Origin of the sequence: Sinorhizobium garamanticum, assembly GCF_029892065.1 — a bacterium.
In the GTDB taxonomy this organism is placed as follows: domain Bacteria; phylum Pseudomonadota; class Alphaproteobacteria; order Rhizobiales; family Rhizobiaceae; genus Sinorhizobium; species Sinorhizobium garamanticum.
In genome coordinates, this window is record NZ_CP120374.1 from 1,147,049 (window position 1) to 1,172,165 (window position 25,117).

The following is a 25,117-nucleotide window of genomic DNA, read 5'->3' on the forward strand; positions in this document are numbered from 1 at the left end:
CTCCGTCTTTCTACGGCGTGTCGCTGATCGCTGGCGAGCGCGCAACCGACCGGTCCGGTGGCCCAGGCTGACCCCCCGCCAATTTGACATCCCATACGCTGCGCGCTGGTAAGCACCGCACGTCGAGCCCCTGCGCCACAACGCCGTTCAGCATCGGGCAGACAAAGAGCGCACCCCGGTGCGACAGCGTCGCGCGATGGTGCAGGCTGTGCGCAAAGGCCGCATGGAAGACAGCGACATCGCGAAAAGCATAAACGCCGGCTGACGCGTTCCCGGAGATGACCACCTTCTCCCTCGCCTCCTGCATCCGCCCATCAGGCGCAAGCTGCAAATAGCTGTATTGCGGATGGCGGGAGGCGAATGTCAGCGCAAGGCCGCCCAGAGCGGGATCGGCTGCGAAGGCTGCGGCCACATCCGCATCGCTCTCGAACACGATGTCGCAGAGATCGACAATAATCGGTGCCTCCGGCCAGGCGATCAGCGCTGCGCCCGCCGCGGCGCTCCAGGCGGCGCCGCCGCTGGCATGCGACAACCACACGATCCTCGCCGCAGGGTATTCCGCACGGAGCGTCTCGCGGGCAAAGCGCTGCGACGCGGCGGTGTTTCGCAGCACGAAGACGGGTGTCGCGGCCGCGCTCCACCAGGGACGTGCCTTGAGGGTGGCGCTGAGCAGCGTGGCGCCTCCAACGGCCATCTCGGCCTTCACCGAGCCATCGGGCCGCTCAAAATCCTGCCCCGCTAGCGGTATGATAACGTTCAGTGGCGTCGAATGACCAAGTCGCGCTCTAGCATCACGCATAGGCTGGCTCACGGTCCTGCAGGTACTCGGCTAAATCCTCTGGCGTTCCCAGGCCATGCATGCTGCTCTTGTCGATCTCATAGACGCCGATGCGCGCCCCGTTGCGGATGGCGTAGTTGTAGGCGGGGCAGACGTAGAACTCGCCATTGGTGCGGTCGTTGTGCACCATCATATCGAGCGCCGCCTTCATGTAGTCGCCCGCACGGCGAAAGAAATAGATGCCTACCGTCGCGAGATCGGAGATTGGCTGCTTTTCGGCGACCCGCAGCACCAAGCCCGCCGCATCGGTTTCCGCGAAGGACCATTTCGGATCGCGTTTCCGGTCGCGGAAAACGAGGATTGACCCGTCCAGACCGCGCGAGATGCAGTCATCAATGAAGTCACCGATACGCATGTCCACCACTTGGTCGGAGTTGGCGATCAACAGCGGTGCCTCCTCGTCGAGTTGCTGGCGAGCCAGCAGGACGGTGCAGGCGGTGCCCTCGGTGAGCTGGTTGACCGGGACGATGCCTACGCCCTGCGAGCGAAGCGCAGCCACCGCATCCGCCTGGCTGTGCAGGTGGTCGCGCAGCAAAAGTACGGTGGGGCGGCCACCCGGCGGCAATGTGTTGTCCAGCACATGTTGAATCATTGGCCGGCCAAGGACGTCGATGAAGGGCTTTGGATGTTGGAAGCCGACCTTGGCGAAGCGACTGCCCCGCCCGGCCGCTGGCACCACCAACTGCACCGGCCGATTGGCATGCGTGGAGGACAGACGCTGCACGCCATTCACTTCGAAATTCTCGATCATCTTCGGGTTGTAGAAACTGTGGTACTGGTCCGCGCTGATGGTGGCCGAGACGACGCGGCCACCATCGAGGATCACCTCGTTCAACGAGGAGCTGACATAGTAGCGCCCTTCGACGGTGACCCCGTGCCGCAGCGCAGCGGCGGCCGCCTGGAAGAACAGCTGTGCCTCACGGAAATAGTAGAACCCGGCGATCGCCCGGTTGCTGATTACCTCCTTCTCGGAGGTGCGGTTCACCAGGCCGTCGTCCCCAAGGGTCGCGTAGGACCAGCGCGGATGGATGGTCTCGAAAGTGATGACGCCGGCATCCGCGCCGGCCGCCTCAAACTCCGCAATCACGGAGGAGAGACGGATGTCGATGATCTGATCGCTGTTAGCGATGACCAGCGGCTCAGTCGGGTCGATGACGTCGATCGCCATGAGGCAGGTGCAGAGCGCTCCGGCGGTCGGCCCCTTCAACATCAACATCTGCGAGCGACCGCCCGTGCTGAGGTCGAAGATCCGCTCGTAGGAATATCGGACGGCCTCTTGCTGATCGACGACGAACAGGAAGCGTGTCTCGGCGCCGAGCGACTTCAAGTTCTCGATGGCCCATTGAATCATCGGCTTTCCCGCCACCTCGATGAGCGGGCGCGGATAAGCGTAGTCTTCCGGGCTGAAGTGAGGGCTCGGGCCATTGGCCGGGAACAGGACGATCATGCCGCCACCTCCGATACAAGGTTGATCTCGGAAACGATCCTGGCGTACACGACATCGGCCGGCGAGCCGACCTGCAGGACATGCGCGCCGCTATCGCGCGCCGCCTTCAGCCCGTATTCGTTGTCTTCCAGGATCAGACACTCCTCTGGCTGCAGGCCAAAGCGCTCCATCGTGGTAAGGTACATCTCCGGATCCGGCTTGGAGCGGGTGACGTCCTCGTTCGAGACGATCAGGTCGATGTAGCCGATCAGCCCAGCGCGCCGCATCATCGATTCAACGGTGTCGCGTATCGAGTTCGAGCAGACTGCAACCTGGTAGCCCTCATGCTTGAGGCGGCTGAGGGCGTATTGATGCGCGAAGACGGGCCGGCAACGCGTGTAGATCAGCTCCATCGTATAGTCCTGCTTCAGCGCGTGGATCAGCTCGCTGAGGCCATGCGGCAGGCCGTTGGAGCGCGACAGTATCTCCAGCTTGCGGCGGGTCGGCAGGCCGTCGAAGGTTGCAAGGTGCGCCTGACGGTCGATCGGCATGCCGAAGAGCTCAAGTGCCCGGTTCAGTGCCTCGTAATGCCATTCCTTGGCATCGATCAGCACGCCGTCCATGTCGAAGAAAACACCGCGGATCATTGGACTTCCTCCTGATGCATCCAGGCGAAGCGCTGCTGCGCTGCATCCGGCAGGTCGGTGCACAGCATCAATCGCTCAAGCGGCAGACCGCCCATCGCAGCACGCCGAAGCGCGGTCGACCACTCGGCCCAGGCCGCTTCCTGCGGACGCTTGTGCAATTCCGGCGACACCATCGCAACAAACTTGCCGCGCGCAAGATCATCGATGGCGCGCGCGATCGAAGCGGGCGCCTCGGTGAAGGAGTCCACCCACACACCCTGACAGCGTTCATAGAAGGCTGGGTAGCGCTCAACCTCGCTGAAGCGGGTGAAGACCGGAAGGGCGGTTTCGAGATAAGGCCTGAGATCCGGGACCGATGCGTCAAAGACGAAGGCGCGGTTCATGACGCCGTAGCGTGCGAGCAGCGGGACGAGCGCGGGGCAGAGACCGTCTGCCTTGATGTTGATGGCCAGTCGCCCCGGCGCGCCATGCGCCGCATAGCACTCGAGCACGCGCTCGAAAGGCAGCGCTCCGGTTGCGGGGGGATCGTGCGAAATGACGAGGACGCCGTTTAGATCGCGAACGTCCAGCTCGACGCCGTAGCCGGCGGCAAAGGCCTTATCGAAGGCCGCCAGAGTGTTTCGCTCATGGGGCGCATGCCACCAACCACGATGCGCTAGGATCATCATCGGTTGCGCGCCCCGGCCAGACGGGCCGCAACGCCTGCGCCAGCCCCGTGCTCAGCGCCTGCCCGCGTCATGTTTTCGCGTCGTGCTCTGGTCACCATCTTTCACTTCCCTCTCGCGGCGAAGACCAGTGCGACTTTGCTGCACTGCGATGAGGCTGTATGTGACCAAGGTCATAATAATTAACAAAATATTCTGATAGGAATCGCACTGAGTATAGCGCAAGTGATTGATTATCTAGCCTTGTTTTGGATCGAAACGTCTTTTGTAGAAGTGATTCTCCAAGGAAATAAACCCTTTCTGACTTGCTGACTTGCCGATGTTCTTTGCTGTAGTGCTGGAGATGCCCGTTGCGCTTTTTATTTGGCGGCAGAGACGTAACTGAGGAAAGTCGTGCTGTCCCCAGTCTCGGTGTGCCTTGGATGCGCCGCCGATGAGTTCGTCAGACACCGTGACCGGCCCAGAGGTAGGCCAGGCGGCAGGCCGCTCATCCACCTCACGCGATGCGCTCTGGGTGTCCGGCGCCCGCTTGGTCAGCCAGCTCTGCGGCATCGGCGCCCTGCTGATCGCCGCGCGCATCCTGTCGCCGGCTGAGGTCGGCGTTTTCGCCATGATTTCGGCAATAGTGCTGCTGCAATCGAAGGTCGCCGAGGCGGGGTGGAGCGAATACCTTATCGCTGCGCCGCGCGGCAGGGAGTTGCCCGCGACCCTGCTCTATTGCGCCCTCGCGAGCGGCGTCGTCTTCACCCTCATCGGCCTCTGCGGGCTCGCCGTCTGGGCTGTCTGGCTGGAACCCGAAGGCGCCATCTTCCTCACCCTGCTCTTGCTGATGGCCACTATCGTTCCCGGCACGTTCATCATCTGCCAGAGCGGTGTGCTGGTGCGGGCACGGCGGTTGCGTGACCTTGCGTGCTATCAGGCGGTGTCCGAGCTGTGCGGCCTGCTCGTGACTGCGGGAGGATTGCTGCTGGGGTGGGATATCGTCGCACTGGCGGCTGGGCGCTGCTGCGTCGTGCTCATCGCTCTGGTAATATCTACGAACTTTGCGCGCTGGCTGCCTCGCTTTGAATTCAGGCTGAGCGTGGCCCGGGAGGCCTTGGCCTATTCGGCGCGCCTGCTGGTGTCCCGCCTGATACAATTCGCGCAGAGCTATGGGGCGGAGTTCCTGATCGTGTTCTTCATCGGCGTGACCGAGGTCGGCCTCTATCGAATCGCCAGCCGCATGGTGGGCGCGGTGACCGAGCTCATCTCCGAGCCGGTGCGAATGCTGGCCTGGAGCTACTTTTCCCGCCGGCAGGGCGAGGCAGGCGACTTTGAGGGATTGGGCCGCCTCACCGGGCTGATGTTGGCTGCCACGGCTTTCGCCGCACTTCCGGTCTTCCTGGGTCTCGCTGTGGTCTCGCAGAGGCTCGTGCATGTGCTGCTCGGCGAGCAGTGGCTCGCGGCTGCTCCGGTTCTGGTCCTTTTGGCCGCCGCGCGGGGCATCGCTGTCGTCCAGATGCTGAACGAGCCTGTGCTCAGCATCATGGGCCGCGTCGCCCTGTTGCCGCGCCTGAACATGCTGTTCACTGCGGCGAGCCTTGCCTGCCTTGGAGTCGCAGGTTGGATCAGGCCGGAACTGCTCGACATCGCCATTGCGCAGGTGGCGGCGGCGGTGCTGACCACGGCTGCATCGCTCCATGTCCTGCAGCGTGGCACGGGGTTCCGCTGGCAGCCGCTGCTGCGCAGGATCCTGCCGGCCGGCCTGGGCGCGTGCCTCATGGCCGCCACGGTCGCGGTGTTTTTCCACACAACCGGCGGCTTCCGCCTGCTTCCTGTGATGGAACTGCTGGTCGGGGTGGTGGCGGGCGGTCTCGTCTATGGCGTCATCGCCTGGTCCAGCGGCCGCGCCTTGATGGCGGAGCTCAGCGATGTGACGGAAGCGACTACAGCGCCGCGCGTCTTGTCAGACGCGCAAAGGATGCAGTAGCACTTTGAATTGCTGCCGTAGCAAAGCGTGGGTCACATCTATGCCCGCCCAAATTCGTCTACGATGCGGATGATGTCATCCTCCCCGAGGTAGGAGCCTGTTTGCACCTCAATCATTTCGAGCATGATCTTTCCCGGATTGGCGAGACGATGGACCTCACCCTGCGGGATATACACGGACTCGTTTTCGCGAACGATCTTGACGTCGCTGCCAACGGTGACTTCTGCCGTCCCTTTGACACAGATCCAATGCTCGGAGCGATGATGGTGTTTCTGCAGGGAGAGCTTCTTGCCGGGCGTCACGAACAGCCGCTTCACCTGGAAGCGGTCGCCATTGAGCACCGAGGTATAGCCGCCCCAGGGGCGGTAGGATGTCGGATGGCTTTCTGTTAGGCAGGCGGTCGTCTTGGCCGACGCCAATTGCTTGACGAGCTTGCCGACATCCTGGCTTTCACAGAGCCGGCCAACATAGACTGCGTCTTCACTGGCAATGACGGCAACACCCTCCAGCCCCTGAACGGCAAGGTGGCTGGTGCGCGACATGACGAGTGAGTTCTTGGTGTTGACGAGCGTTGCATTGCCGGACCTGACGTTGCCGTTGTCATCGCGGTCTCCAAGCTTCCAGACCGCATCCCAGCTCCCCAAGTCCGACCAGGTGAAGGACGATGGCACGACTGCAGCATTGGATGTCTTTTCCATGATCGCGTAGTCGAGAGAAATATCCGGGCACAGCATGAAGGCCTCGGCATCGAGGCGCGTGAAGTCGAGGTCGCTTGAGCCTTTTTCCACCGCCTCTCTTGCTGCCCTTCCGACCGCTGGCGTTAAACCGTGGATTTCGTCCAATACCTGGCCCGCAGAAAACATGAAGATCCCGGAATTCCAGACGAATCCGCCCGTCTCCACCATCCTTTGCGCCTCCGGGAGGGCAGGCTTTTCGACAAACTGCCTGACGATATGCGCTCCACCCGGCAGCGCAGCGCCAATTTCTATATAGCCGTATCCGGTCGCCGGTTCTGTTGGGGTGATGCCGAAGGTCACCAGTTTGCCATCGGCCGCGGTCTGCTGCGCCACGCGTATCGCATTGAAATAGGCGGCATCGGCCACGATGTCGTGGTCGGAGGCCAGCACCTGCAGGACCGCGTCACCACCGAAACGTCGGCTTACCAGGGTTGCAGCTGCGGCGACGGCGGGCGCTGTATTGCGCGCAACGGGTTCCAGCAGGATGGCGGAAAGCGCGATACCAATCTCGCGAGCCTGTTCGGCGACCAGGAAACGGAAATCCTCATTCGTGATGACGACCGGCGCTTCATAGAGCGCCGGGTCCGAAACGCGAGAAAGAGTGGCTTGGAAAAGGGTCCTGTCGCCCACGAACTGGATGAACTGCTTCGGAGCGCTTGCGCGCGACAGTGGCCAAAGACGTGTCCCCTTTCCCCCTGCCATGATCACCGGAACTATCTTTTTGCTCATCCGAATATTTCCAACTCATGTTCAAAGGCACAGGCTACCGTTCTCGCTTCCCGCCCATTCACGGATCAGTCCAAGACCCTGATCGAGCAGGGTGTTCGCGGCCTCTTCCGTTTCGGCTTCGACGTAGCAGCGCATCTCCGGCGCATTGCCCGATGGCCGGAAGTGCACGATCCGGCCATCGGACAGCGTAATGCGCAGTCCGTCGATCTCGCTCTTGGCCGCGACTGGAGAACGCGCCTTGAGAAACCCGGCGAGATTGACGTCAGAGGTCCTCAGATGTGCCATCAGTGCCGCGCTCGCCTCCCCCGGAACGTTCTCGTGCCTGCCGGCCGCCGCGAAGGGCAACCGATAGCCGGCGGCCACCTCGGAAAGCGGCCGCTTCTCCTGGATGGCATTGAAGAGCGCCGCGAGCACCGGCAGGAAGCTGTCACGGGTCGGCAACGGGCGAAGCCTGCCGGCCGCCACGGGAAATTCGGAACCGGTGAGGACGCCGCCATTTGCCTCAAAGCCCATCACGGCATCAGCTTTTCCCTCGAGCGCCGAGAGCATGGCGGCGATCACGAAGGGCGAACCAACCTTCGTTCGGACGACGCGGAAATCCCCCGCTTTCTCGATCCCGGAATTCGATGTGACTGGCGTAACGACAACCTTCGCGTCCAGAAACCTGGCGGTCATCAGCCCGAGCAGATCGCCGCGTAGCGGCGCGCCCGTCTCGTCAGCGACAAGCGGCCGGTCACCGTCACCGTCGGCCGAGACAATGGCGTCGAGCTTGTTCGCCCTCGCCCAGGATCTGAGAAGACCTATGGTCTCGGGCGAAACAGCTTCGGTGTCTACTGGGATGAAGCGGTCGGAACGACCGAGCGCAACGACCTCGGCGCCGTAGATCTTCAGGACCTTCCCTAATAAGTCCCGGGCGACCGTCGAATGCTGGTAGAGCCCCACCGTGAGGCCGCTGAGGGCGCCCGGCGGAAGCACGATCACGTTGCGTTTCAGGAAGAGCGTCTCGATTTCGGTTGAGTGGTCCGGCGCTTCTCCGGGAGAACTGCCGACCTCTCCCTTGTTCAGCTCCGCGGCAATCGCCGTGATGTGCATCTCGTCCTGCTTGCCGATCTCGCCGTCGGGCCGGTAGAACTTGATGCCGTTGCGGTCGGCAGGGATGTGCGAGCCCGTAACCATCAGCGAAGCTGCACCAATGTTCAGCCCGTAGAGCGCCAGGGCCGGCGTCGCGACCGGACCGCATGCAAGCGGCCGCAGGCCTTCACGCTTCAGGGCGCCGATGCAGGTCGCGGCAATTCCCGGGCTTGAAGCGCGGAAATCATGGCCGACGAGCACCGGATCGCCCGCCCTGATATCGCCCGCCGCCAATAGATGCCGGACGAATGCCGTCGTATAGAGCGATGCCGTCCGACCTTCGAGATCAACGACAAGCCCGCGAAGACCGCTGGTTCCGAATTTCATTAGGTTCTCGCAAAAAATCCGCGCCGCATCGACGTTCAATCGTCGGAAGCGATAGAGAAAAGCGCAGTAAATTCAGTTCTTTACAGACGAGCGAACCCGTGGCAGCAGCCGGGACACGCTCAGGCATCGTTCGCTGCAAACCGTTTGGCCCGGTCGGTACGCAGCCACCGGGACAGCCGTCTTGAGTTAAGGGTCTCGTCACCGGTCTTTGCCGGGGACTTTGAACTCACTCGCTCCGGATCAAGCATTCTCCATTCGCGTTCGAGTTTGACGAGGAGACCGACGGGATCGAATAGAACCATGTGAAACCCTGGGGACAATATTTCACGCAGATTCAGACAACAGTATTCGACGGAATGCCGGACAATTCGCATCGAATAAATAGCAATATACACATCTCGTAAGAGAAAATATGTGACCTCGGTCACCCTATCGCTCGAATATTCTTCTTCATTTATTTCAAATATTATTCTTCAACTTGGAATCTATTCTTGGAAGAAAACGCAGAACTACAACGCCGCGCGCCTGATCAGACGCGCAAGGGCAGGTGTCAAAACAATGAGCTAAAACGAGCGCGCCGCCGGGGTACGAGGGTGAGCCCGGCCAAGCCTTGCATGAGCGATTGGCGTCGTCGATGTACCCAATGCGCTTCGATCTTCACGGCCGTTTCTGCACTCGTGATAAACGAGGTAAAGCACCCCAAAGAAGTATCCGAGCTGCATCAAAACAAAGCAGCCGCCGGCATATTTGAGCGCAGGCCATATCGAGCCCTCGGAGAAATAAGTGATCAGACCGGTTACGAACGAGGTGAGAGGGATCTGAACGAAGACAGCCGGAGCCGCCATCAACTGGATAAAGCTTTTCAAGACTTCTCCTCACGTGTTGCGGACGATTCCAAGGGAAGCGGAGGTGCGTGGCGCTTCGGCGCGGACTGCCAATCTCCGGACCATCGTCACGGTACCAGTCCTGCATCGACACGATTGCCTTCCCCCGCGCCTCGAAGGACGCGCCATCAAGCAGTTCAATTTTCTGCACTTTGGGCTTTGCGCTTATAAACGTGGATGTAATCCACCAGGAGATATGACGGGTTCGGCGTTTCATCGATCGGCCAGCCTGGGCCGAGGGCAAGATTCACCAGCGGGAAGAAGGCCATATGAAATTCCGGCGGCGTTTCAAAACTCCATATGGACTTGCGGTCCAAATAGAACGTCGACCTGCCTGGCGTGATCTCCACGCCATAGGTGTGGTATTCCTTGCTCAGCACACCATCCTCGACGGTGGTCAGGTGGCCGTCCGTAGTGTGCTGCGCTCCCTCGCCCTGCCTCCAGACATGATAGCCACTGCTGAACTCCCCGGGCGCTCGTCCGTAATACTCGATGACGTCTATCTCGGCCGTGAACTTTGATCGATCAATACCGATGAGCCAGAAAGCCGGCCACACTCCCTTGCCCGGCGGCAGCTTCATCCGTGCTTCGAAATATCCGAACTGCTGAGAAAAGCCCTCGCCCTTTGGGTTCGTAGAAGCCAGGAGTCCGGAGCGCCATTGCCCGTCGGTGCCCTTGCGCGCCTCAATGCGCAAGATGCCTGCATTGACGGTAAACGGAAAGCCGTCCTCCGGATCGTGGAAGCGAGCATCGCCGAAATCGCCGTTCCACGGCGTGTGCGCAATCCAGCGTGAGCGGTTCTCCCCCCAGGCGGAGACGTCCAGCCGGTCGAAATCTTCCGTGAACGTGATCTCAAAGTCATCCAGTTGGATCTGTTCCTGGGCGATGCCCGGTCTGCCCGCCAATCCTATGGCGAATATGCAGGTCAATGAGAGCGTCTTGGCAGATTCTGTGAAGCGCATTTGGTTTTCCTTCACGACAATGGTGGCAAGCATCCTGTCGGCCGGTGAGATCAATTGGCGCCGGCCCGCTGCCCCGCGAACGCCGCGATCGAGGCGTCCGAGCGGCCGAAATGTGCCGACAATTGCTGCTCGATGAATCCAGTCAGACGATTGCGGAAGGTCGCCGACGAGAATTGTGCGGCATGGTCCCGGATGAGGGTCGCGTCCATATCGTCCTCGACCCGCTCAAAGGCCTCGATGGCCTCGAGAATTGCCTCCGGCGTCTGGCGCGCAAAGCGAAATCCGACAGCGGAGGACGAAACAGTCTCGCGCGCCCCGCCGGCATCAAAGGCCAGGACTGGCCGCCCTGATGCCATCGCCTCCACCGGGAGGATGCCAAAATCCTCGACTCCGGGAAACAAGAGTGCGCGGCACCGCGACAGGTGATCGCGCAGGACGGGGAAGGGCTGATGTCCAAGAAATTTGACACTGGGACCGGCGATGGATTTGAGGAAGGCTGCCTGTTCGCCCTCCCCGATCACCACCAACTTCCGGCCAGTCTCACTGCAGGCGCGCACCGCGATATCCGGCCGCTTGTAGGCGGTCAGTTGCCCGGCATAGAGATAGAAGTCGCCCCGTCCACTGCCGATCGTGAAATCGTCAACGGCGACGGGCGGATAAATGACGGTGGCTTCCCGGTCATAAAAGCGTCGGATGCGGTTGGCGACATAGGCGGAGTTGGCCACGAAAGCATCGACCCGCGTCGCAGTCGTCACATCCCAGGCCCGCAATATCGGTGCGGTCGCCGTCATCAACAACCGCCCCGGCCAGGAAAGCCCATGCCGATAGACATGAAACTGATCCCAGATGTAACGCATCGGGGAGTGGCAATAGCATATATGAAGCGCGTCCGCCCGGGTTATGACCCCTTTGGCAGGCCCCGATTCACTCGATAACACCAGATCGTAGTCCTGCAGGTCGAAATGTTCGAGCGCGAAGGGCATCAGCGGTAGCATCTTGGTATAGTGCTTTTGCGCACCGGGTATCTTCTGCAAAAAGGACGTGTGTATGGTGCGTCCCTGCAGAAATGCGCTGAGACGCTTCCGATTGCAGACCAGCGTGAAAATATCGGCGTCGGGGAACATCCTACACAGTTCCTCGACCACCTTTTCGCCGCCGCGCATCGATACGAGCCAATAATGTACAATGGCGACGCGAAGCTTCTTGCCACCGCTTCCGCTGGGAGTATCGGCCGTGCGGGCTTTCACGATCGTCGGTTCGTCGGCCCTGAAGGCTAAAACCTCCGGAAGCGAGGGCGCTAGGTCGAGCATCACGCGAAAACTCCTTCGAGCGGTGTTGTCCAAATTGAGTCGGCTGGGGTGCTTTGCGAAATGAGCCCCTGATACTCGGCCAGGAGGGCATCGCGCCATTCATCGTTCGTCAACGCCAGGCGTGATGACGATCGGAAGGCACGCTCGCTCATTTGGCGAATCTCTTCCTTTGGCATTTCCTGGAAGCGCACCAGCACATCGGAAAAGGCCTTTTCGTCGCCCGTATCGCAGGAGAACGCGATGCCGGCACCGGTCATCTCTTCTGCGAGAAATGCGTCTTTCGACAGGATAACCGGAACGCCGCTACGCGCCGCTTCGATCGCGACCAGACCGAACGGTTCCGGATAGCGCGAAGGCATAACAAGTGCGCGCGCCTTGCGGATGGCGCGGCTGATTTCCGCGTGCGACAACCACCCGAGAGTCCTCACATGGGAGCCGGATTCCGAAACCCTTCCCATCAGCGGGCCATCGCCAATCACACAAAGCCGTGCTCTGGCTCGCTTCGTGGCTGCTACCGCATCTTCGATGCCCTTCTCCTCGTCCAGTCGACCGATGAAGAAGAACTCGTCATTGTCTTCCGCCTTAACGCGTTCGGAAGAAAGCAAAGCGACAGGATTACGAATTGTTTTGGTCCGGCTCGCCGGGTAGCCGGCACGCAGGAAGTAGCTCTGCATCCTCTCGTGAAGAAGAAGGATTCTTCCAAACTTCTCCTGGTCTCGCAAAAGCCGCTGGACATTGGCACCCCGGACAACGCGCCAAAGCTTTTGCGGATAGCTTCGCTTGTCACACGCGGTTGCAAGGCAAGCCACTCCGAGCGGACGATGGGGGCAGATCCTTTGGGCCTGATAATCGAAGTAGGCGCCGTTCGGACAGGCCGTGAAGAAATCATGCGCGTGAACAACACACCGACTCGCAACCGGGACCAGGGAGCCGAAAATTGCCGGCGACAGGATCTTTGACCAGCCATGCACATGATAGGCCGTGTTCGGGGTGTCGTTTGCCCTGACCCAAGCAGATAACATTCGAGCGGCATGGACATTATGGATTCCGGTAAAAACCGCCGTCATTCGCTTGGCGTTCAGCAAATCGCGGCCGCCCAAGGCAACGATGGTAACATCAAGAGCCCGCAGTTCCGCGTTCGCGCCATCGTCGCCGCAAATGTAGGTCACGGGAATACCCAGGTCGCGCAAGAGCCTTGCGGACAACAGGGAAAGGGTCGTTGCCCCGCCGCGCGCCGCAGAGTAGTCGTCGATTATGACCACTCGGTCGAGGCCCACCGCGGCCGAGCGATCGCCGAAGGAGCGTTCCGCAACGGCGTTTGCGCCCGGGGTTCCTCGTTGATCGCGACTATGTGCTTGAGCTTTGGACACGAGAACCTCATTTCACCGAGAACGTGCTGTCGGCGTAATCTTGCAAAGCCTTACGATTAAGGATGCGGATCCGGCCCTGCGCTCCGTCGATGATCTTGCTCTCCCGCAATCGCCGCAGGCACCTGTTGACCTTCTCGCGAGAGGCCGGAAGCGTCGCCGCAAGCTCGTGCTGAGAAATGATCAATTCGTCCCGGGAGTTTGGCGTGTCGTTGGCGTAGACTTTCGAAAGCCGCAACAGTGTGCTTGCCAGTCTTGATTGCAGGCTCGACCCGGCGTTCGAAATGATGCGAAGCTCAAGCTCCGAAACACGCGCCAATGCCTTGAACAGGACCGTTTCCTGAAAATCAGGATCGCTGGCGTATTTCTCGCGCAGCAGCCGTCCTTCGAAGAAGTGAAGTTCGCAGTCCGTAGCAGCGCGATATTCAAGACTCAACGTCTGCTTCCGCAAGACTTCGAGCTCACCAATAATCCCCGCTTTGGGTATGATTTCGACGATGAACTCCCTGCCATCAGGCAACACAGTGCTCGCAATGACCAGGCCGTGCTGCACGCGAGCAAACTTGTCGATGCGGACGCCTGCCATGGCGATAACCTCGCCGCGGCGAAAGGTCCTCACACTCGAGCGACAGAAGGCAAATTCATCGTCCGTGGCCGCGCGGCGCCCACCACCAAGAGGCGGCACAAGCGCCCGACTGACACTGTAATCGCGGATGGGTATGGGGCCGTCCATACGCTTCACTCCTCGAGCAAGATCCCAGGGCGAATGCTGCAGCGCAATATGCGTTAATACATATCATTACTCTACTAGCGCTGGTCAAATCACCCATTGGGATTAGTTTTTTGAGTATCAAACGAATTACATGATGTTTTTTCAGGCAAAAAGCGAATAATATAAGCAGAATGCGGATGAATTATTTGACTACTTTATGAAATAACGGTCATTACTTCATTCAAAGCAAAGACTTATCGAACTGAACCAGGAACAATAGCCATAATATCGCCGAACTTCTGGCAATTTCCCTATCAGAATATTTTGTTAAGCAGTATGACCTTGGTCACATACAGCCTCTTCGCAGTGCAGCAAACTTGCCTCGATTTAGACCGCGAGAGGGACGTGAACGATGGCGAGCAGAGCGCAGAGCCGAGAGGCAGAACGGGCATGGCGCGGTGTTGACGTTTCCGCGCATACTCAGAATTCCAGTGGATCCAGACCTCATCCCCTCGGACGAACCTCCAAACGCGCAGTCGACCTTGTGGTCGCAATAGTCGCCCTGGTCGTTCTCGCTCCGCTTCTTCTTATCGTGGCGATGGTCGTGAAACTTGGTGACGGCGGTCCGGTCCTTTACTCGCATACGCGGGTGGGATTTGGCGGCGCCCCTTTCGGGTGCCTCAAATTCCGCACGATGAAGACGAATGCGAGCGCTCAACTCGCAGAACTGCTGAAGACCGACCCTACCGCCCGGATGGAATGGGAAGCGACCCGGAAGCTGAAGAATGATCCGAGGATTACGGTTGTCGGCGAAATCCTAAGGCGATCGAGCCTTGATGAGCTGCCGCAGCTTATCAACGTCGTGCGCGGGGAAATGAGCCTGGTGGGACCACGACCGGTCACGACCGAGGAACTGCCACGCTACGGAGAGCACGTTCTCACCTATTTTGCCGCCCGTCCCGGCCTGACCGGCCATTGGCAGACGAGCGGTCGCAACGATGTCAGCTATCAGAGCCGCGTATCGCTCGACGTCCACTATGTCCGGACCTGGTCGCTCTGGAGGGACTTCGCCATCATGCTCAAGACCGTTCCGAGCCTGTTTTCGCAGCGCGGGTCATACTAGCGCGCCTCTCAAGACAGCAAAACGAGCGCGCCAAAGCTTCGAAAATTCCAGTGATTGCTGTGGAGACGGATGAGGCAATATGAATTACGTCTATGGCGGTGTTTCCCCGATAGCCCTCCCCGTCTCGAACAGCAGCGCCAATTCGCCGTTGGCCTTGCAGGATGTGTTCTTTTTTCTTCGCGTGCGCTGGCCATGGATCGTCTCTACGATCACAGCCTTCCTCGCCATAGCGATTGTTCACCTCGCGACAGCCAAGCCGACTTTCGTGGCGGATACCCAGCTTCTCGTCATGCTGCCGGCCAACAGCTCCGAGACGCAAAGAGCCTCGGCCGAAGATGCGTTCATCGAAGTGCAGCTGCAGATTGCCGGTTCCAGCGACGTGCTCGCCGCAACAGCATCCGCGCTCGATCTCGCCAGCGACCCGGATTTCGCCGACCAGCCACCGTCGTCCAAGGAAATCGCAAAAGAATGGTTGATGGGCCTTCTTCTCGGACGCGCAGAACCAGACAGCGAGGCGGGCGAAGCCCAGCCGCAAGCGCGGACAGAAGAGCAGAAACGGCTCGATCGGATTATCGTGCGGTTGCGCAGCATGGTGACTTTGCGTCGGAGCGGGCGATCCACCATCCTGCAAATATCGGCGGCAGCATCCAGCCCTGAAAAGGCAGCGAAAATCGCCAACACCGTCGCACAGGAATATATCCGCAAAAACATCCAAATGAACGCTCAGGCGGCGCAACAATACAGCGAATGGCTGGCGAAGTTCGTCATTGAGCAACAGCGCGAATTGAGTGAGGCAGCCAACGCCTTGAGCACGTTCAGGGCCAATCCACGTGACCAGTTCAAGCTTGCCGAATTGCGGAGCGCCGCAGACGCCCGCCGCGCACTCTTCGAAAGTACCCTGACGCGATTTATGGAAGCGAAGCAGCGCATCTCCTATCCGGTCTCCGACGCTACAATCGTTTCCGTGGCGACCCCGCCACTCTCCAAGGAGCGTCCGCGCAGCAGCCTGGTCCTCGCCTTTTCCATCGCCGTCGGGACAGGCGCCGGTTTGATGTTGGCAATGATACGGCACGTCGGCGATCGCCGGATCATCCGCGCCCGGCAGCTCACGCAAGCAGCAGGCCTGAAATCGGTCACGTTGCTGGGACGTCGCTCTGCCTCCTCGCCCCCTGCCGCTGACACAGGCAATGGCGCGGCCACTCTTAGGACGCTGGACGGCATGGGCGAATTGGCCGCGATCGTCGCAGGCTTGCGACGCAGACAACGCATCGTCATCGGAATAGTCGCGGTCAATCCGGGCAACGGGGCGTCGACTATCGCCCGCGACCTTGCAATCCTCACCGCGCTGTCGGGCTCGCAAACTCTTCTTATTGACGCCGCGGCCCCAAATTCCTCGCTGAGTGCGGCAATTGCGCCCCAAGCCCCGATCGGCCTCGTCGATGTGCTCGATGAAGACGAGCTGATGGAGAGGGCGGTGATCTCGCTTGCGCCGACTCTGCAGTTTCTCCCGCTCGGTAAAGTCGGCAGGGTCACCCCAGCCATTCGCATCAGCTCGGGCCGGACCCAATGGAGCTTTGATGCCCTGAAGAAGAAATACGACACGATCCTCGTCGACCTCCCCGCATTCTCCGCTTCCCCGGATGCGAATGCGATAACGCCGGAACTGGACGGAGTCCTGGTGGTGACGGCCTACGGGCGCACCTCTGTCGACGACGCAGTCAGGGCGATCGACAGTATGCGCAACGTCGACGGCGAGATCCTCGGCGCCGTCATCAACAACGCCCCAGCCAGGATGCTGCGATGACAGCGGACTCCGACTGGACGAGAAAGCGAGACAGGCAAGCCATGCGAGAGCGTTTTGACCACTTGCCCCGTCGCGCGGAGTGCGCGCCGCTGCCGTTGCGCGCCACCGTCGGCATCGCTTCGGCTGGCCGCCCCGCGACGCTTCAACAGACGATCCGCTATCTGGCTACGATGCAAGCTCCTCCCGTGCGGACGATCGTATGCGTGCCGGACATGGACGATGCGGGCTCGCTTTCGAGCTCGCCCGGCGTCGAACTCATCGTCGGCCGGCGCGGCCTCACGTGCCAGCGCAACGCGATCATCCGCGCCGCGGCGCCGGATACGGATATTATTGTCTTCCTCGACGACGACTTCGTTCCCGCACCCGACTTTATAGCGCGAATGGCAGCCGTTTTTGCGCGGCAGGACGATGTCGTCATCGCTACCGGCGAAGTCCTGGCTGACGGTATCCTTGGCAAGGGCCTAAGCATGGCCGAGGCGCTCAGCATCATTGAAAGGGCGGCCGAACGGCCGGAACTGGTGACGGACGTCTACAATGCTTACGGCTGCAATATGGTGGTGCGCCTGGCGCCCGTCCTGGAACAGGCACTGACATTTGACGAAGAACTTCCGCTCTATGGCTGGCTGGAAGATGTCGACTTCAGCAGGACCATCGCACGTCACGGGCGATCCGTTAAGGTCGCGGGAGCCCTCGGCGTTCACCTCGGGGTCAAGTCGGGTCGTCAGCCTGGTCTACGGCTTGGTTACTCGCAGGTCGCCAATCCTGCCTACCTGATGCGCAAGGGCACGATGACGAGCGCGCGCGCGATCGCGCAGATCAGTCGCAATATGCTGGCAAACCTTCGCGGCGCGCTGATCGCTGACCGCTCCGTCGATCGGCTTGGCCGCCTGCGCGGCAATATCGTCGCCATGAGAGATCTTCTCGCAGGCAACGCATCTCCTTCGCGCGTCCTGGAATTCAGCAGTAGCTCAAATAAAACGTTGCCATCGACCCCAGCGAACCGGAGCGAGCAGCCGTCATGAAACGACTTTCCTTGTCCGCTCTTCGCCTTTCCAGTGGCCTCGCCATACTTGCCGTCGCCTGGACGGCGCGTTTTGAGGCAGCCCATGCCGAACCCTATACGCTTGTCCCGGAGGACAGGATAAAGTTGCGCATTGTCGAGTGGCGTTCGTCTGAGGAACAATATGCCAGTTGGCAGGCGCTCGAAGGGACCTATGCGGTCGATCATGCGGGCAACCTGTCGATCCCCATCGCGGGCCAGATCACGGCCATCGGCAAGACGACCGAGCAGGTCTCCGACGCCGTTGCGACCGCCTTGACCGAGAAGGCGGCGCTGCCGGGCAAACCCTTTATCGCCGTGGAAATCGCCGAGCATGCGCCGATCTTCATCACCGGCGCCGTTGAGACGCCCGGGCGCTATTCCTTCCAAACGAACATGACAGTGATGAAAGCGGTCAGCGTTGCCGGCGGCTTTCTCCGCCGCGGGGAAACCTACACCCTCGAGCGCAACCGGATCGAAGCCGCCGGCGCCTATCGCACGGCCGCCCTCGTTCAACGCGATCTCCTTGTTCGGAGGGCCCGGCTCAGCGCCGAAATCGCCGGCGAAACGAGCTTCGAGATCCCCGCAGAACTTTCCGGCACGCCAGACATCGACAAGTTGAAGGAGGAAGAGACCAACCTGATGCGACTGAGGCGCATCGAGCTCAAAAGTCGGATCGACGCGGCCGATGACCTTAGCCGTCTTTACAGCCGGGAAATAAAGACGCTTGAGGCAAAGATCACGTCGCAGAAGCGGCAGATCGACCTCGCACAGCGGGAATTCGACAGCGTCAACAACCTCGCCAGCAGAGGCCTGACCGACAATGCGCGGCATTTGTCCGTCGATCGAGGATTGGCGGAGGCCCAGGGCCGGTTGCTCGACCTGGAAATCGCCCTCACCAAGGCTCGCCAGTCGCTGAGCGAAAGCGAGCAGGAAAAGCTCAATATCGTCAACAAGCAAAATGCCGAGAACCAGCAGGAGGTGAATACGATCGACTTGGCAATCCGCAAGTCGGCAATCGACATCCAGGTCGCGCGATTGCTTGGCGAACAAGCCGACTACAGCGCGCAGGTTGCAGGGAGCACACAGGAGGAGGCCGTCGCGCTTGGCGACATCGGCAAAACCTTCAGGATCATGCGCCGCAACGGCGACGGCAGCTATAGCCATATCGATGCCGATGAAACGACGCCCTTGCTTCCGCACGACCTGATCGAGGTCGGCGTCGGCGTGGCCTCGCAAACATCATCCTTGCCGCAGCACGCGCAACCTTCCCCCGCAATGCTCGCAAACATGGCGCAGGAGGGTCCGCCTGTCTCCGAGCCGCTTGAACCGACCAAGAGACGGCCATGACGATAGAAGTGATCGGCTATATCGTCTTCCTGCTTGGTGCGTTCGGCATCGTTCTCGGAGCACGCTTCGCGATCGCCGTCCTTTGCTTGTCGGTGTTGTTCGGCGCCGCCGCCGCCATTCAGCTCCCCTCGCTTGGCGGCAGCAGCATCCAGCCTAGCCATCTTCTTCTATTTTCGCTGATCGCATGTTGCATGCTTCGCCCCCGCCTGATCCAGCAGGCACTGGCGAGCGCCGCTTATCCAGGCCCCGGCTTCTGGTTCGCCGGATACATACTCTTTTCTGTGCTTTCGGCTTTTTTCCTGCCGCGAATCTTCCAGGGCGCGACGCTGGTCTACTCCTCGGCGCGCGGCGCGTCAGGGGTGATGTCGACGATAGCCTCCCCGCTTTCGCCGGGCTCGTCGAACCTGACCCAGGCCGTCTACCTGCTCAGTGATCTCGCCTGCTTTGCCGTGGTCTGTGGCCTCGCGCAACTGGGGCACGCACGCTTCCTGGCCCAAACATTGGTGATGACCGCCGTAACTTGTTTTGCTCTGGCGAGCCTTGATGTGGGGACGTTCATGGCCGGTCAGCCCGAATGGCTCGATTTTATCCGGAACGCCAACTACACGATGCATACGGCCGAAACCATGAGCGGCTTCAAACGTATCGTCGGCTCGTACCCTGAAGCAAGCGCATACGGTTCGGCGGCATTGGCGTACTTCGCATTCACGCTCATGCTTTGGCTGGAGTGTTTTCCAAGTCGGCTGGCCGGTTTTGCCGCCCTGTCGATCGGTGTGACAATCCTCCTGTGCACATCGACGACCGCGTATATCGCCGGTGCGCTTGTTCTCTTGGCCGTGATCGCGTTCAGCCTGAATCAGCTTGTCGCCGGCCGGACGACGACGCGCCACGCAGCATTCCTGAGCGTCACGCTCTTCGTCGTCCCCGCCGCGGTCATCGGCCTCATGCTGATCCCGGACGCCTGGAACGCGGTGAACGATCTCGCAAGTTTGACGCTCATTGACAAGCTCGAGTCGCAGTCCGGAGAGGAACGCACGGCTTGGAACACCTTGGCTCTGACGGCTTTTGTCGAGACGGCGACCTTCGGCGGCGGACTCGGAACCGTGCGGGCATCAAGCTTTCCAGCCGCATTGCTGTCCAATATCGGGGTGGCCGGCACGGTCCTTTTCCTCGTCTTCCTGCATAGCCTCTTAAACGCGGCTCGCTCGAAAAAGCTGCCTGAGCGGCCAGACAGGACGATTGAAGACAGAACGATTGGACTTGCCGCGATCTTCGCATCGATGGCCCAGATCGCCTCCGCAACGGTGTCGGCAAGCGGCACCGACCTCGGCCTTTTGTTCAGCATTACCGCAGGCCTGGCTGCTGGTTGCCTGACACGCCCCGGCGCATCCCGGGAATGGTTCGCCCAGCCGCATCTATCGTGGACATCGGCATCGTTGACGACCTTGCCGGTGCTGGTCTCAAGATGATTGCCCGGTCGCATACCAGACCGGAAAAAACATGGCCGTCGGCGACGCGCGCGCCTCGCTTTCGAGCGGCACGCATCGGCTTCGTAGGACTCACCCGTCCGAAAGCCTGGAAGCTACTTACCCTGGGTACGCGAGGGATCGGCGATCGCTTCCCTTGCGGAAGGCCGGCGTGCACGGCGCAGGAGTCCCCAGAAAAACACGCCGCCTATGTAGGAAATCTCCATCACCAGGAGAAAAGCGATGCCGGAGATGTTCGCATCGAGGATGGGCGACCCCTTCATAAAGGTCAAAATTCCGAAGCCGAGTGCTACAAAAAGCGCAAACACGGCGAAGGCCGCTACGCGGATGCGGGCCGCGGCTGCGATCGATACGGCCGCTACGATGACTCCGTAAAGTATCGTCATCCCTCGCTTTGCACCCCTTCCAGAATACCGCCCATTACCCTCCGGTTTGAGCCGTCTGGCGCGCAGCCTCGGGGTATCAGTCGTTTATACACGCTGGCATTTAAGATTGCGATAATCAAACGCAGAGGCGTCGACCGCTTCCAACGCGCCGCCCGCCGCTCAACGTCCCGCAGGTTTTTTCCAGGCGACAGCTTTCCGAGACAGATTTCACCATCGCCGTCCCGGCGAGGCGGCATGAAAAGAGGGTGATGACATGAACACTCAATGCGTTGTTTACGTGGCAGACGTCGCATATTCGTTTCCGACGATCCTGTCAGCGCTCCAGGCACGAGAACTCTCAAGTCCGACCAGCGATGTCTGTATCCTCATGTCGGAGCATCTGGAAAATTTTGACGAGCTAAGAAGCCTGCTTGCATTGCGCGGGGTTCAGCTGGTGGATGCCACCGAAGCCCTGCAGCAGGCCCTCGGTAGACTCGACGGTTCCCACTTCCAAGGGCGCATCAGCGTCAGCACCATGGCGAAGCTCGTGCTCTGCGACGTCCTGCCACCGCACTATACGCAGATTATCTATCTCGATGGCGATACCCAAGTCGTCAGCAGCTTGAGCGAGCTTCAAAATGCCTATGTCCCTGAAGGGAAATTCTTTGCGGCTCGAGACTACACGTCCATTCGTGACTTTCTGCACTATGGCAAGGACAGCCTCTACTTCAATGCGGGCTTCCTCAAGTTTCACCGCAATGGCTGGATCGGCCCGGAAGCACTGGAGTTTTTCGTCAAGAATCCGGCTGCCTGCGATGGGATGCACGACCAGGGTGCCCTGAACTGTGTCGGCGGCTCCTCGCTCATACTCGTTTCAAGCCGCTGGAACTTTCCCAAGCAGTTCCTTCACCTCGTCAATCCGTCCTCCTTGGCCGTCGTGCACTACATGGCGAATCCAAAGCCTTGGCATGGAACGTTCTTTCCCTGGACGGACAAGGAAAGCCAAGTCTATGTGGATTTGCGCAAGGCCCATCCTTTGTTTCGATCCCTCTACCGGGGAATAAGCTTCGATCGCAAGGCCTTATACAAGTATCGCTCGCTGAAGGAGCGTCTCACGCACACCATTCGGCAAAACAAATTCGGTCCGCAGCTGCAGGGCCTGTTTGTCGGAGATTACGCCGTCTGACCGTCATCTCCGCATGCGATGTCGCACCGCCGCTCAAAGCGCGGCGCTGTAGCGGCGATCCATCTAACCCGTGCATCGAAGGCGAGAGAATACGCCGCGAAAGGTTGAGAAAGACCGATGGACCCGATCACAACCACCGCCAGCATATCCCACTACGTCAAGGCTCGCCTGCGTCGGACCTGGAAGGCCAGGGAGGTGACGTACGAGCGGCTGCTGAGTGGACTCGAGCACGCCCGTCACGTCGTTGTGTTCGTCGTTCGTGACGAGGGGCGCCGGCTTCCCTTCTTTCTTCAATATTATCGCAATCTCGGCTTCGAGCACTTCATCTGCATCGACAACGGATCGGTCGACGGCACACGCGAGCAATTGTCGGGCTGCAGTGACGTGTCCGTTGTTTCAAGCGGAGGCTCCTACAAAGGTGCGCGCTTCGGCAACGACTGGATCAACGCGATCATCAATCGGCACTGCAAGGGCAAATGGATTCTCTACGTCGATGCAGATGAATTTTTCGTCTACCCGCACTGCGATACACAACCGGTCAGTAGACTGACTGCCTATCTTGAATCAAACGGCAATCAGTCTCTGCAGACGGTCATGGTCGACATGTATAGTCGGAAGCCAATTCTTGAAAATATCTGCGAGGCAGGGCGGGACCCTCTTGAGATTTGCAACCTGTTCGATCGCACAGGCTACGCGTCACATTTCGACAAACGCAATCAAACAATCTGGATCAAAGGCGGCGTTCGCGGACGGATGTACTTTCAAAACCGGATCTGGGATGGGCCTGCGCTCAACAAGGTACCCCTCATCTATATGGGCGGAGAACGCATGTTCCTGAAATCGTCGCATCAGGTCTGGCCGCTTTCCCTCAATCTCGGCGAAATGCGTGGCGCCGTCAGAATCTCGGGGGCGCTTTTACATTTCAAGTTCTTGTCGACCTTCGTCAAAAAGGCAATCGATCCGCTTAACCGGGCCGAGCATACCGACGAATACACGGCGTATACCTCAAACATCGACAACAATAACTTCCTCAGCAGCAATACAACTGAATACAAAACCTGGGACGATCTGTCAGTGGCCGGACTTATTCAAGGCGCCGGATGGATATACTGGAGAAATGCGATCGAACAGCATGCAATGTCATCGCAGTTCAGCCAGAGCCATCCCGGCCAGCGTGTCCCTCCACGGAATTCGCTCGGGAATGGGAGAGCATAATGTTTGCGGACGCGCATGCCTTTTCTGGACCGTTTCAGGTCTGCATCGTTGGCGCCGGGCCGGTCGGGTTAGCCGTGGCTCTCGAATTGAGCCGTTTGAATATTCGCACATTGCTGATCGACGCAGGAGCGAGGCGCGCGAGACGCCCACGCCCGAACGAGGCCCCCTTTGACGTGTGCGAAGACCAAAATCACCGTGGAGACCGCGAAACGCTCGGAACAGGGCTCGGCGGCACCTCACGGCGGTGGGGAGGCAAATGCGTCGAGTTCGACGATATCGACTTTGCGAAGCGAAACCACATCGGCGACGGAACTTGGCCCATAACCCACGGGGAGCTTTCGCCGTTTTACGAGCGCGCGCGCGTAATCCTCAGCTGCGACGCAGATATCGACGAGCCCTCTGCCATTGAACCGCCAGGATTTTTCCGGTCGCTCGAACGCTGGACGCGTGTGCGCGACACAGCCGCGGCGAACGGAAAGGAACTTCATTCCTCGCCGCATCTGACCGTTGTCTTGAACACGCGGGTACACTCCATAGAGTTCGATCCCGTCGCAGGCACGGTTAGGAAGCTCGGCGTCTCCTACAGGGCTCATTTTCACTTCATATCCGCGCAATATTTCGTACTGGCCTGCGGCGGTCGTGGAAACGCTCGCCTCCTGCTCAACCTGCAAGCGGAGTTTCCTGAGCTATTTTCGGGCAAGGAAGGCCCGCTTGGCCGCTTCTACATGGGACATCTGGCCGGCGAGATCGCACAGGTTCAGTTCTCGAGTTCCGAGCACGCGCTCCGCTATCGGTTCTACAAGTCTGCCAATGGCACCTTCGTGCGCAGGCGATTTCAGCCGGATGCTCAACTGCAGTCGAAGCTTTGTGTCTCGAACATCGCGATGTGGCCGCAAAATCGGGACATGGCCACTGCTGTTCCCGGGGACACGACCAGTTCCCTCGGATATGTGCTCAAGAACATGAAGGCCAATTCCGGGAACCGAGGGCGAAGGGAGCAAAGCATTGCGCCTCATCTGTGGAACCTGGCGCGCAATCCGTTGAAATCCATCGGCTCGGCCGCGAACCTGTTCCACAAGAGGGTGTTTCTTCATGAGCCGCATTTGTTCGTGCCCGACCCGCACCACCTCTACCGTCTGCGTTACCATGCAGAGCAAATACCGAACCGTGAGAGCAAGGTGTCCCTCAGTGAGGCGCGCGACCGCGACGGCTCCCTTAAGCTGGACGTATCGTTCAAATATTTGACGCAGGACTACCAGTCGACGGTCCTTGCTCATCAGGCGCTCGATCTGTGGCTCTTACGGCAAGGTATCGGCAGGCTCGTCTTCTTGGGCAAGACCGAGGACCTTGAACGACTGGTCGCGATGCAGGCCAAGGACGGCTACCACCAGATTGGCGTTACGAGAATGTCTGCGAACCGTCGCGACGGGGTCGTTAATGCAGATTGTCGGGTGCATGACATCGCCAACCTCTTCGTGGCGGGTAGCTCGGTGTTCGTGACGTCGGGCCAGGCCAACCCTACCCTGCCGGCCGTCGCAATGGCGGTCCGGCTCGCCCATCACATACACCGGTCGTTAGGCTCTATGGTGCCTGCGACGATCTTTAGGGCGCGGCCCGCCACCAGAATTTTGCCTCCACCCTCTGAGATTGCTCAGCGACGACACGACTAGATCCAGTGGAACCAGTTCTGCCACGCGAGCTAGCGATCCAGCATCAGAGCCTCCTCCCCCAAAGAGTTTAGCTATGCACCGTGGCGGCGCGGGACAGCGACGAGGCGTAATGGAAGCGCTGCTTTCGGTTTGAGATTAGGGATGAGAACAAGACTGTCCCCCAAACACGCTAAG

Annotated in this window: 22 protein-coding genes; 9 read left to right on the plus strand and 13 right to left on the minus strand. The window is 60.0% G+C overall.

The window, feature by feature from the left end; genetic code table 11:
* Positions 1-10 precede the first annotated feature (10 nt).
* The 5 genes from PZN02_RS25215 to PZN02_RS25235 form a co-directional block, all read right to left on the minus strand.
* Entirely contained in the window at positions 11-799 is a 789-nt protein-coding gene (locus tag PZN02_RS25215) for a glycosyltransferase family protein (RefSeq protein ID WP_280661703.1), read from the minus strand.
* Positions 792-2,285: a glycosyltransferase family 2 protein gene (locus PZN02_RS25220; protein WP_280661704.1), complete on the minus strand. Its 1,494-nt coding sequence runs from the start codon at positions 2,283-2,285 to the stop codon at positions 792-794. The genes PZN02_RS25215 and PZN02_RS25220 overlap by 8 nt, the downstream gene beginning before the upstream one ends.
* The gene (locus tag PZN02_RS25225; RefSeq protein WP_280661705.1) at positions 2,282-2,911 is read right to left on the minus strand and encodes an HAD family hydrolase; all 630 of its coding nucleotides are present in this window, start codon (positions 2,909-2,911) and stop codon (positions 2,282-2,284) included. The genes PZN02_RS25220 and PZN02_RS25225 overlap by 4 nt, the downstream gene beginning before the upstream one ends.
* Positions 2,908-3,579, minus strand: coding sequence for a PI-PLC domain-containing protein (locus PZN02_RS25230; protein ID WP_280661706.1), 672 nt, complete (start codon positions 3,577-3,579; stop codon positions 2,908-2,910). Before PZN02_RS25230 ends, PZN02_RS25225 begins: the two co-directional genes overlap by 4 nt.
* Before the next feature lie 234 nt (positions 3,580-3,813).
* Positions 3,814-4,128: a hypothetical protein gene (locus PZN02_RS25235; protein ID WP_280661707.1), complete on the minus strand. Its 315-nt coding sequence runs from the start codon at positions 4,126-4,128 to the stop codon at positions 3,814-3,816.
* Between PZN02_RS25235 and PZN02_RS25240 the strand changes: the two genes are divergently transcribed.
* The gene (locus tag PZN02_RS25240) at positions 4,106-5,545 is read left to right on the plus strand and encodes an oligosaccharide flippase family protein (RefSeq protein WP_280661708.1); all 1,440 of its coding nucleotides are present in this window, start codon (positions 4,106-4,108) and stop codon (positions 5,543-5,545) included. The genes PZN02_RS25235 and PZN02_RS25240 overlap by 23 nt on opposite strands.
* A gap of 38 nt (positions 5,546-5,583) precedes the next feature.
* On the opposite strand, the gene PZN02_RS25245 is transcribed toward PZN02_RS25240, so the two are convergent.
* The 7 genes from PZN02_RS25245 to PZN02_RS25275 all read right to left on the minus strand — a co-directional run bounded on the left by PZN02_RS25245 (position 5,584) and on the right by PZN02_RS25275 (position 13,725).
* A complete protein-coding gene (locus PZN02_RS25245) occupies positions 5,584-7,011 on the minus strand; it encodes a mannose-1-phosphate guanylyltransferase/mannose-6-phosphate isomerase (protein ID WP_280661709.1) in 1,428 nt (475 codons plus the stop codon).
* Between the two features lie 21 nt (positions 7,012-7,032).
* Positions 7,033-8,469: a phosphomannomutase gene (locus PZN02_RS25250; RefSeq protein ID WP_280661710.1), complete on the minus strand. Its 1,437-nt coding sequence runs from the start codon at positions 8,467-8,469 to the stop codon at positions 7,033-7,035.
* Positions 8,470-9,032: 563 nt separating this feature from the next.
* A complete protein-coding gene (locus PZN02_RS25255; RefSeq protein ID WP_280661711.1) occupies positions 9,033-9,335 on the minus strand; it encodes an exopolysaccharide production repressor protein in 303 nt (100 codons plus the stop codon).
* Positions 9,336-9,490: 155 nt separating this feature from the next.
* On the minus strand, positions 9,491-10,315 hold the full coding sequence (locus PZN02_RS25260) for a glycoside hydrolase family 16 protein (protein ID WP_342394732.1): 825 nt from the start codon (positions 10,313-10,315) through the stop codon (positions 9,491-9,493).
* Positions 10,316-10,365: 50 nt separating this feature from the next.
* Entirely contained in the window at positions 10,366-11,628 is a 1,263-nt protein-coding gene (locus PZN02_RS25265; protein ID WP_425336309.1) for a glycosyltransferase family 4 protein, read from the minus strand.
* Positions 11,625-12,995, minus strand: a complete 1,371-nt coding sequence (locus PZN02_RS25270) for a glycosyltransferase family 4 protein (RefSeq protein WP_280661713.1) — start codon at positions 12,993-12,995, stop codon at positions 11,625-11,627. The genes PZN02_RS25265 and PZN02_RS25270 overlap by 4 nt, the downstream gene beginning before the upstream one ends.
* A gap of 7 nt (positions 12,996-13,002) precedes the next feature.
* Positions 13,003-13,725, minus strand: a complete 723-nt coding sequence (locus tag PZN02_RS25275; protein ID WP_280661714.1) for a Crp/Fnr family transcriptional regulator — start codon at positions 13,723-13,725, stop codon at positions 13,003-13,005.
* Between the two features lie 391 nt (positions 13,726-14,116).
* Here PZN02_RS25275 and PZN02_RS25280 point away from each other — a divergent pair, with 391 nt between their 5' ends.
* The 5 genes from PZN02_RS25280 to PZN02_RS25300 all read left to right on the plus strand — a co-directional run bounded on the left by PZN02_RS25280 (position 14,117) and on the right by PZN02_RS25300 (position 20,489).
* Entirely contained in the window at positions 14,117-14,827 is a 711-nt protein-coding gene (locus PZN02_RS25280; protein WP_280661715.1) for a sugar transferase, read from the plus strand.
* Positions 14,828-14,906: 79 nt separating this feature from the next.
* Complete coding sequence (locus tag PZN02_RS25285; RefSeq protein ID WP_280661716.1) at positions 14,907-16,631, plus strand: tyrosine-protein kinase domain-containing protein; 1,725 nt, start codon at positions 14,907-14,909, stop codon at positions 16,629-16,631.
* A 41-nt stretch (positions 16,632-16,672) separates the two neighbouring features.
* Complete coding sequence (locus PZN02_RS25290; RefSeq protein ID WP_280663273.1) at positions 16,673-17,653, plus strand: glycosyltransferase family 2 protein; 981 nt, start codon at positions 16,673-16,675, stop codon at positions 17,651-17,653.
* A complete protein-coding gene (locus PZN02_RS25295) occupies positions 17,650-19,020 on the plus strand; it encodes a polysaccharide biosynthesis/export family protein (RefSeq protein WP_280661717.1) in 1,371 nt (456 codons plus the stop codon). Before PZN02_RS25290 ends, PZN02_RS25295 begins: the two co-directional genes overlap by 4 nt.
* Positions 19,017-20,489: a hypothetical protein gene (locus tag PZN02_RS25300; protein WP_280661718.1), complete on the plus strand. Its 1,473-nt coding sequence runs from the start codon at positions 19,017-19,019 to the stop codon at positions 20,487-20,489. Before PZN02_RS25295 ends, PZN02_RS25300 begins: the two co-directional genes overlap by 4 nt.
* 113 nt (positions 20,490-20,602) lie before the next feature.
* Here PZN02_RS25300 and PZN02_RS25305 read toward each other — a convergent pair whose 3' ends face one another.
* Positions 20,603-20,893: a hypothetical protein gene (locus tag PZN02_RS25305; RefSeq protein WP_280661719.1), complete on the minus strand. Its 291-nt coding sequence runs from the start codon at positions 20,891-20,893 to the stop codon at positions 20,603-20,605.
* A gap of 253 nt (positions 20,894-21,146) precedes the next feature.
* Here PZN02_RS25305 and PZN02_RS25310 point away from each other — a divergent pair, with 253 nt between their 5' ends.
* The 3 genes from PZN02_RS25310 (at position 21,147) to PZN02_RS25320 (ending at position 24,943) form a co-directional block, all read left to right on the plus strand.
* A complete protein-coding gene (locus PZN02_RS25310) occupies positions 21,147-22,058 on the plus strand; it encodes a glycosyltransferase family 8 protein (RefSeq protein WP_280661720.1) in 912 nt (303 codons plus the stop codon).
* A 117-nt stretch (positions 22,059-22,175) separates the two neighbouring features.
* Positions 22,176-23,273 carry a glycosyltransferase family 2 protein gene (locus tag PZN02_RS25315; RefSeq protein WP_280661721.1) on the plus strand — a complete coding sequence of 366 codons (1,098 nt, stop codon included), beginning with the start codon at positions 22,176-22,178 and terminating at the stop codon, positions 23,271-23,273.
* Positions 23,273-24,943 (plus strand): GMC oxidoreductase, encoded by a 1,671-nt coding sequence (locus PZN02_RS25320; RefSeq protein WP_280661722.1) that lies wholly within the window; start codon positions 23,273-23,275, stop codon positions 24,941-24,943. Before PZN02_RS25315 ends, PZN02_RS25320 begins: the two co-directional genes overlap by 1 nt.
* Positions 24,944-25,117 lie beyond the last annotated feature (174 nt).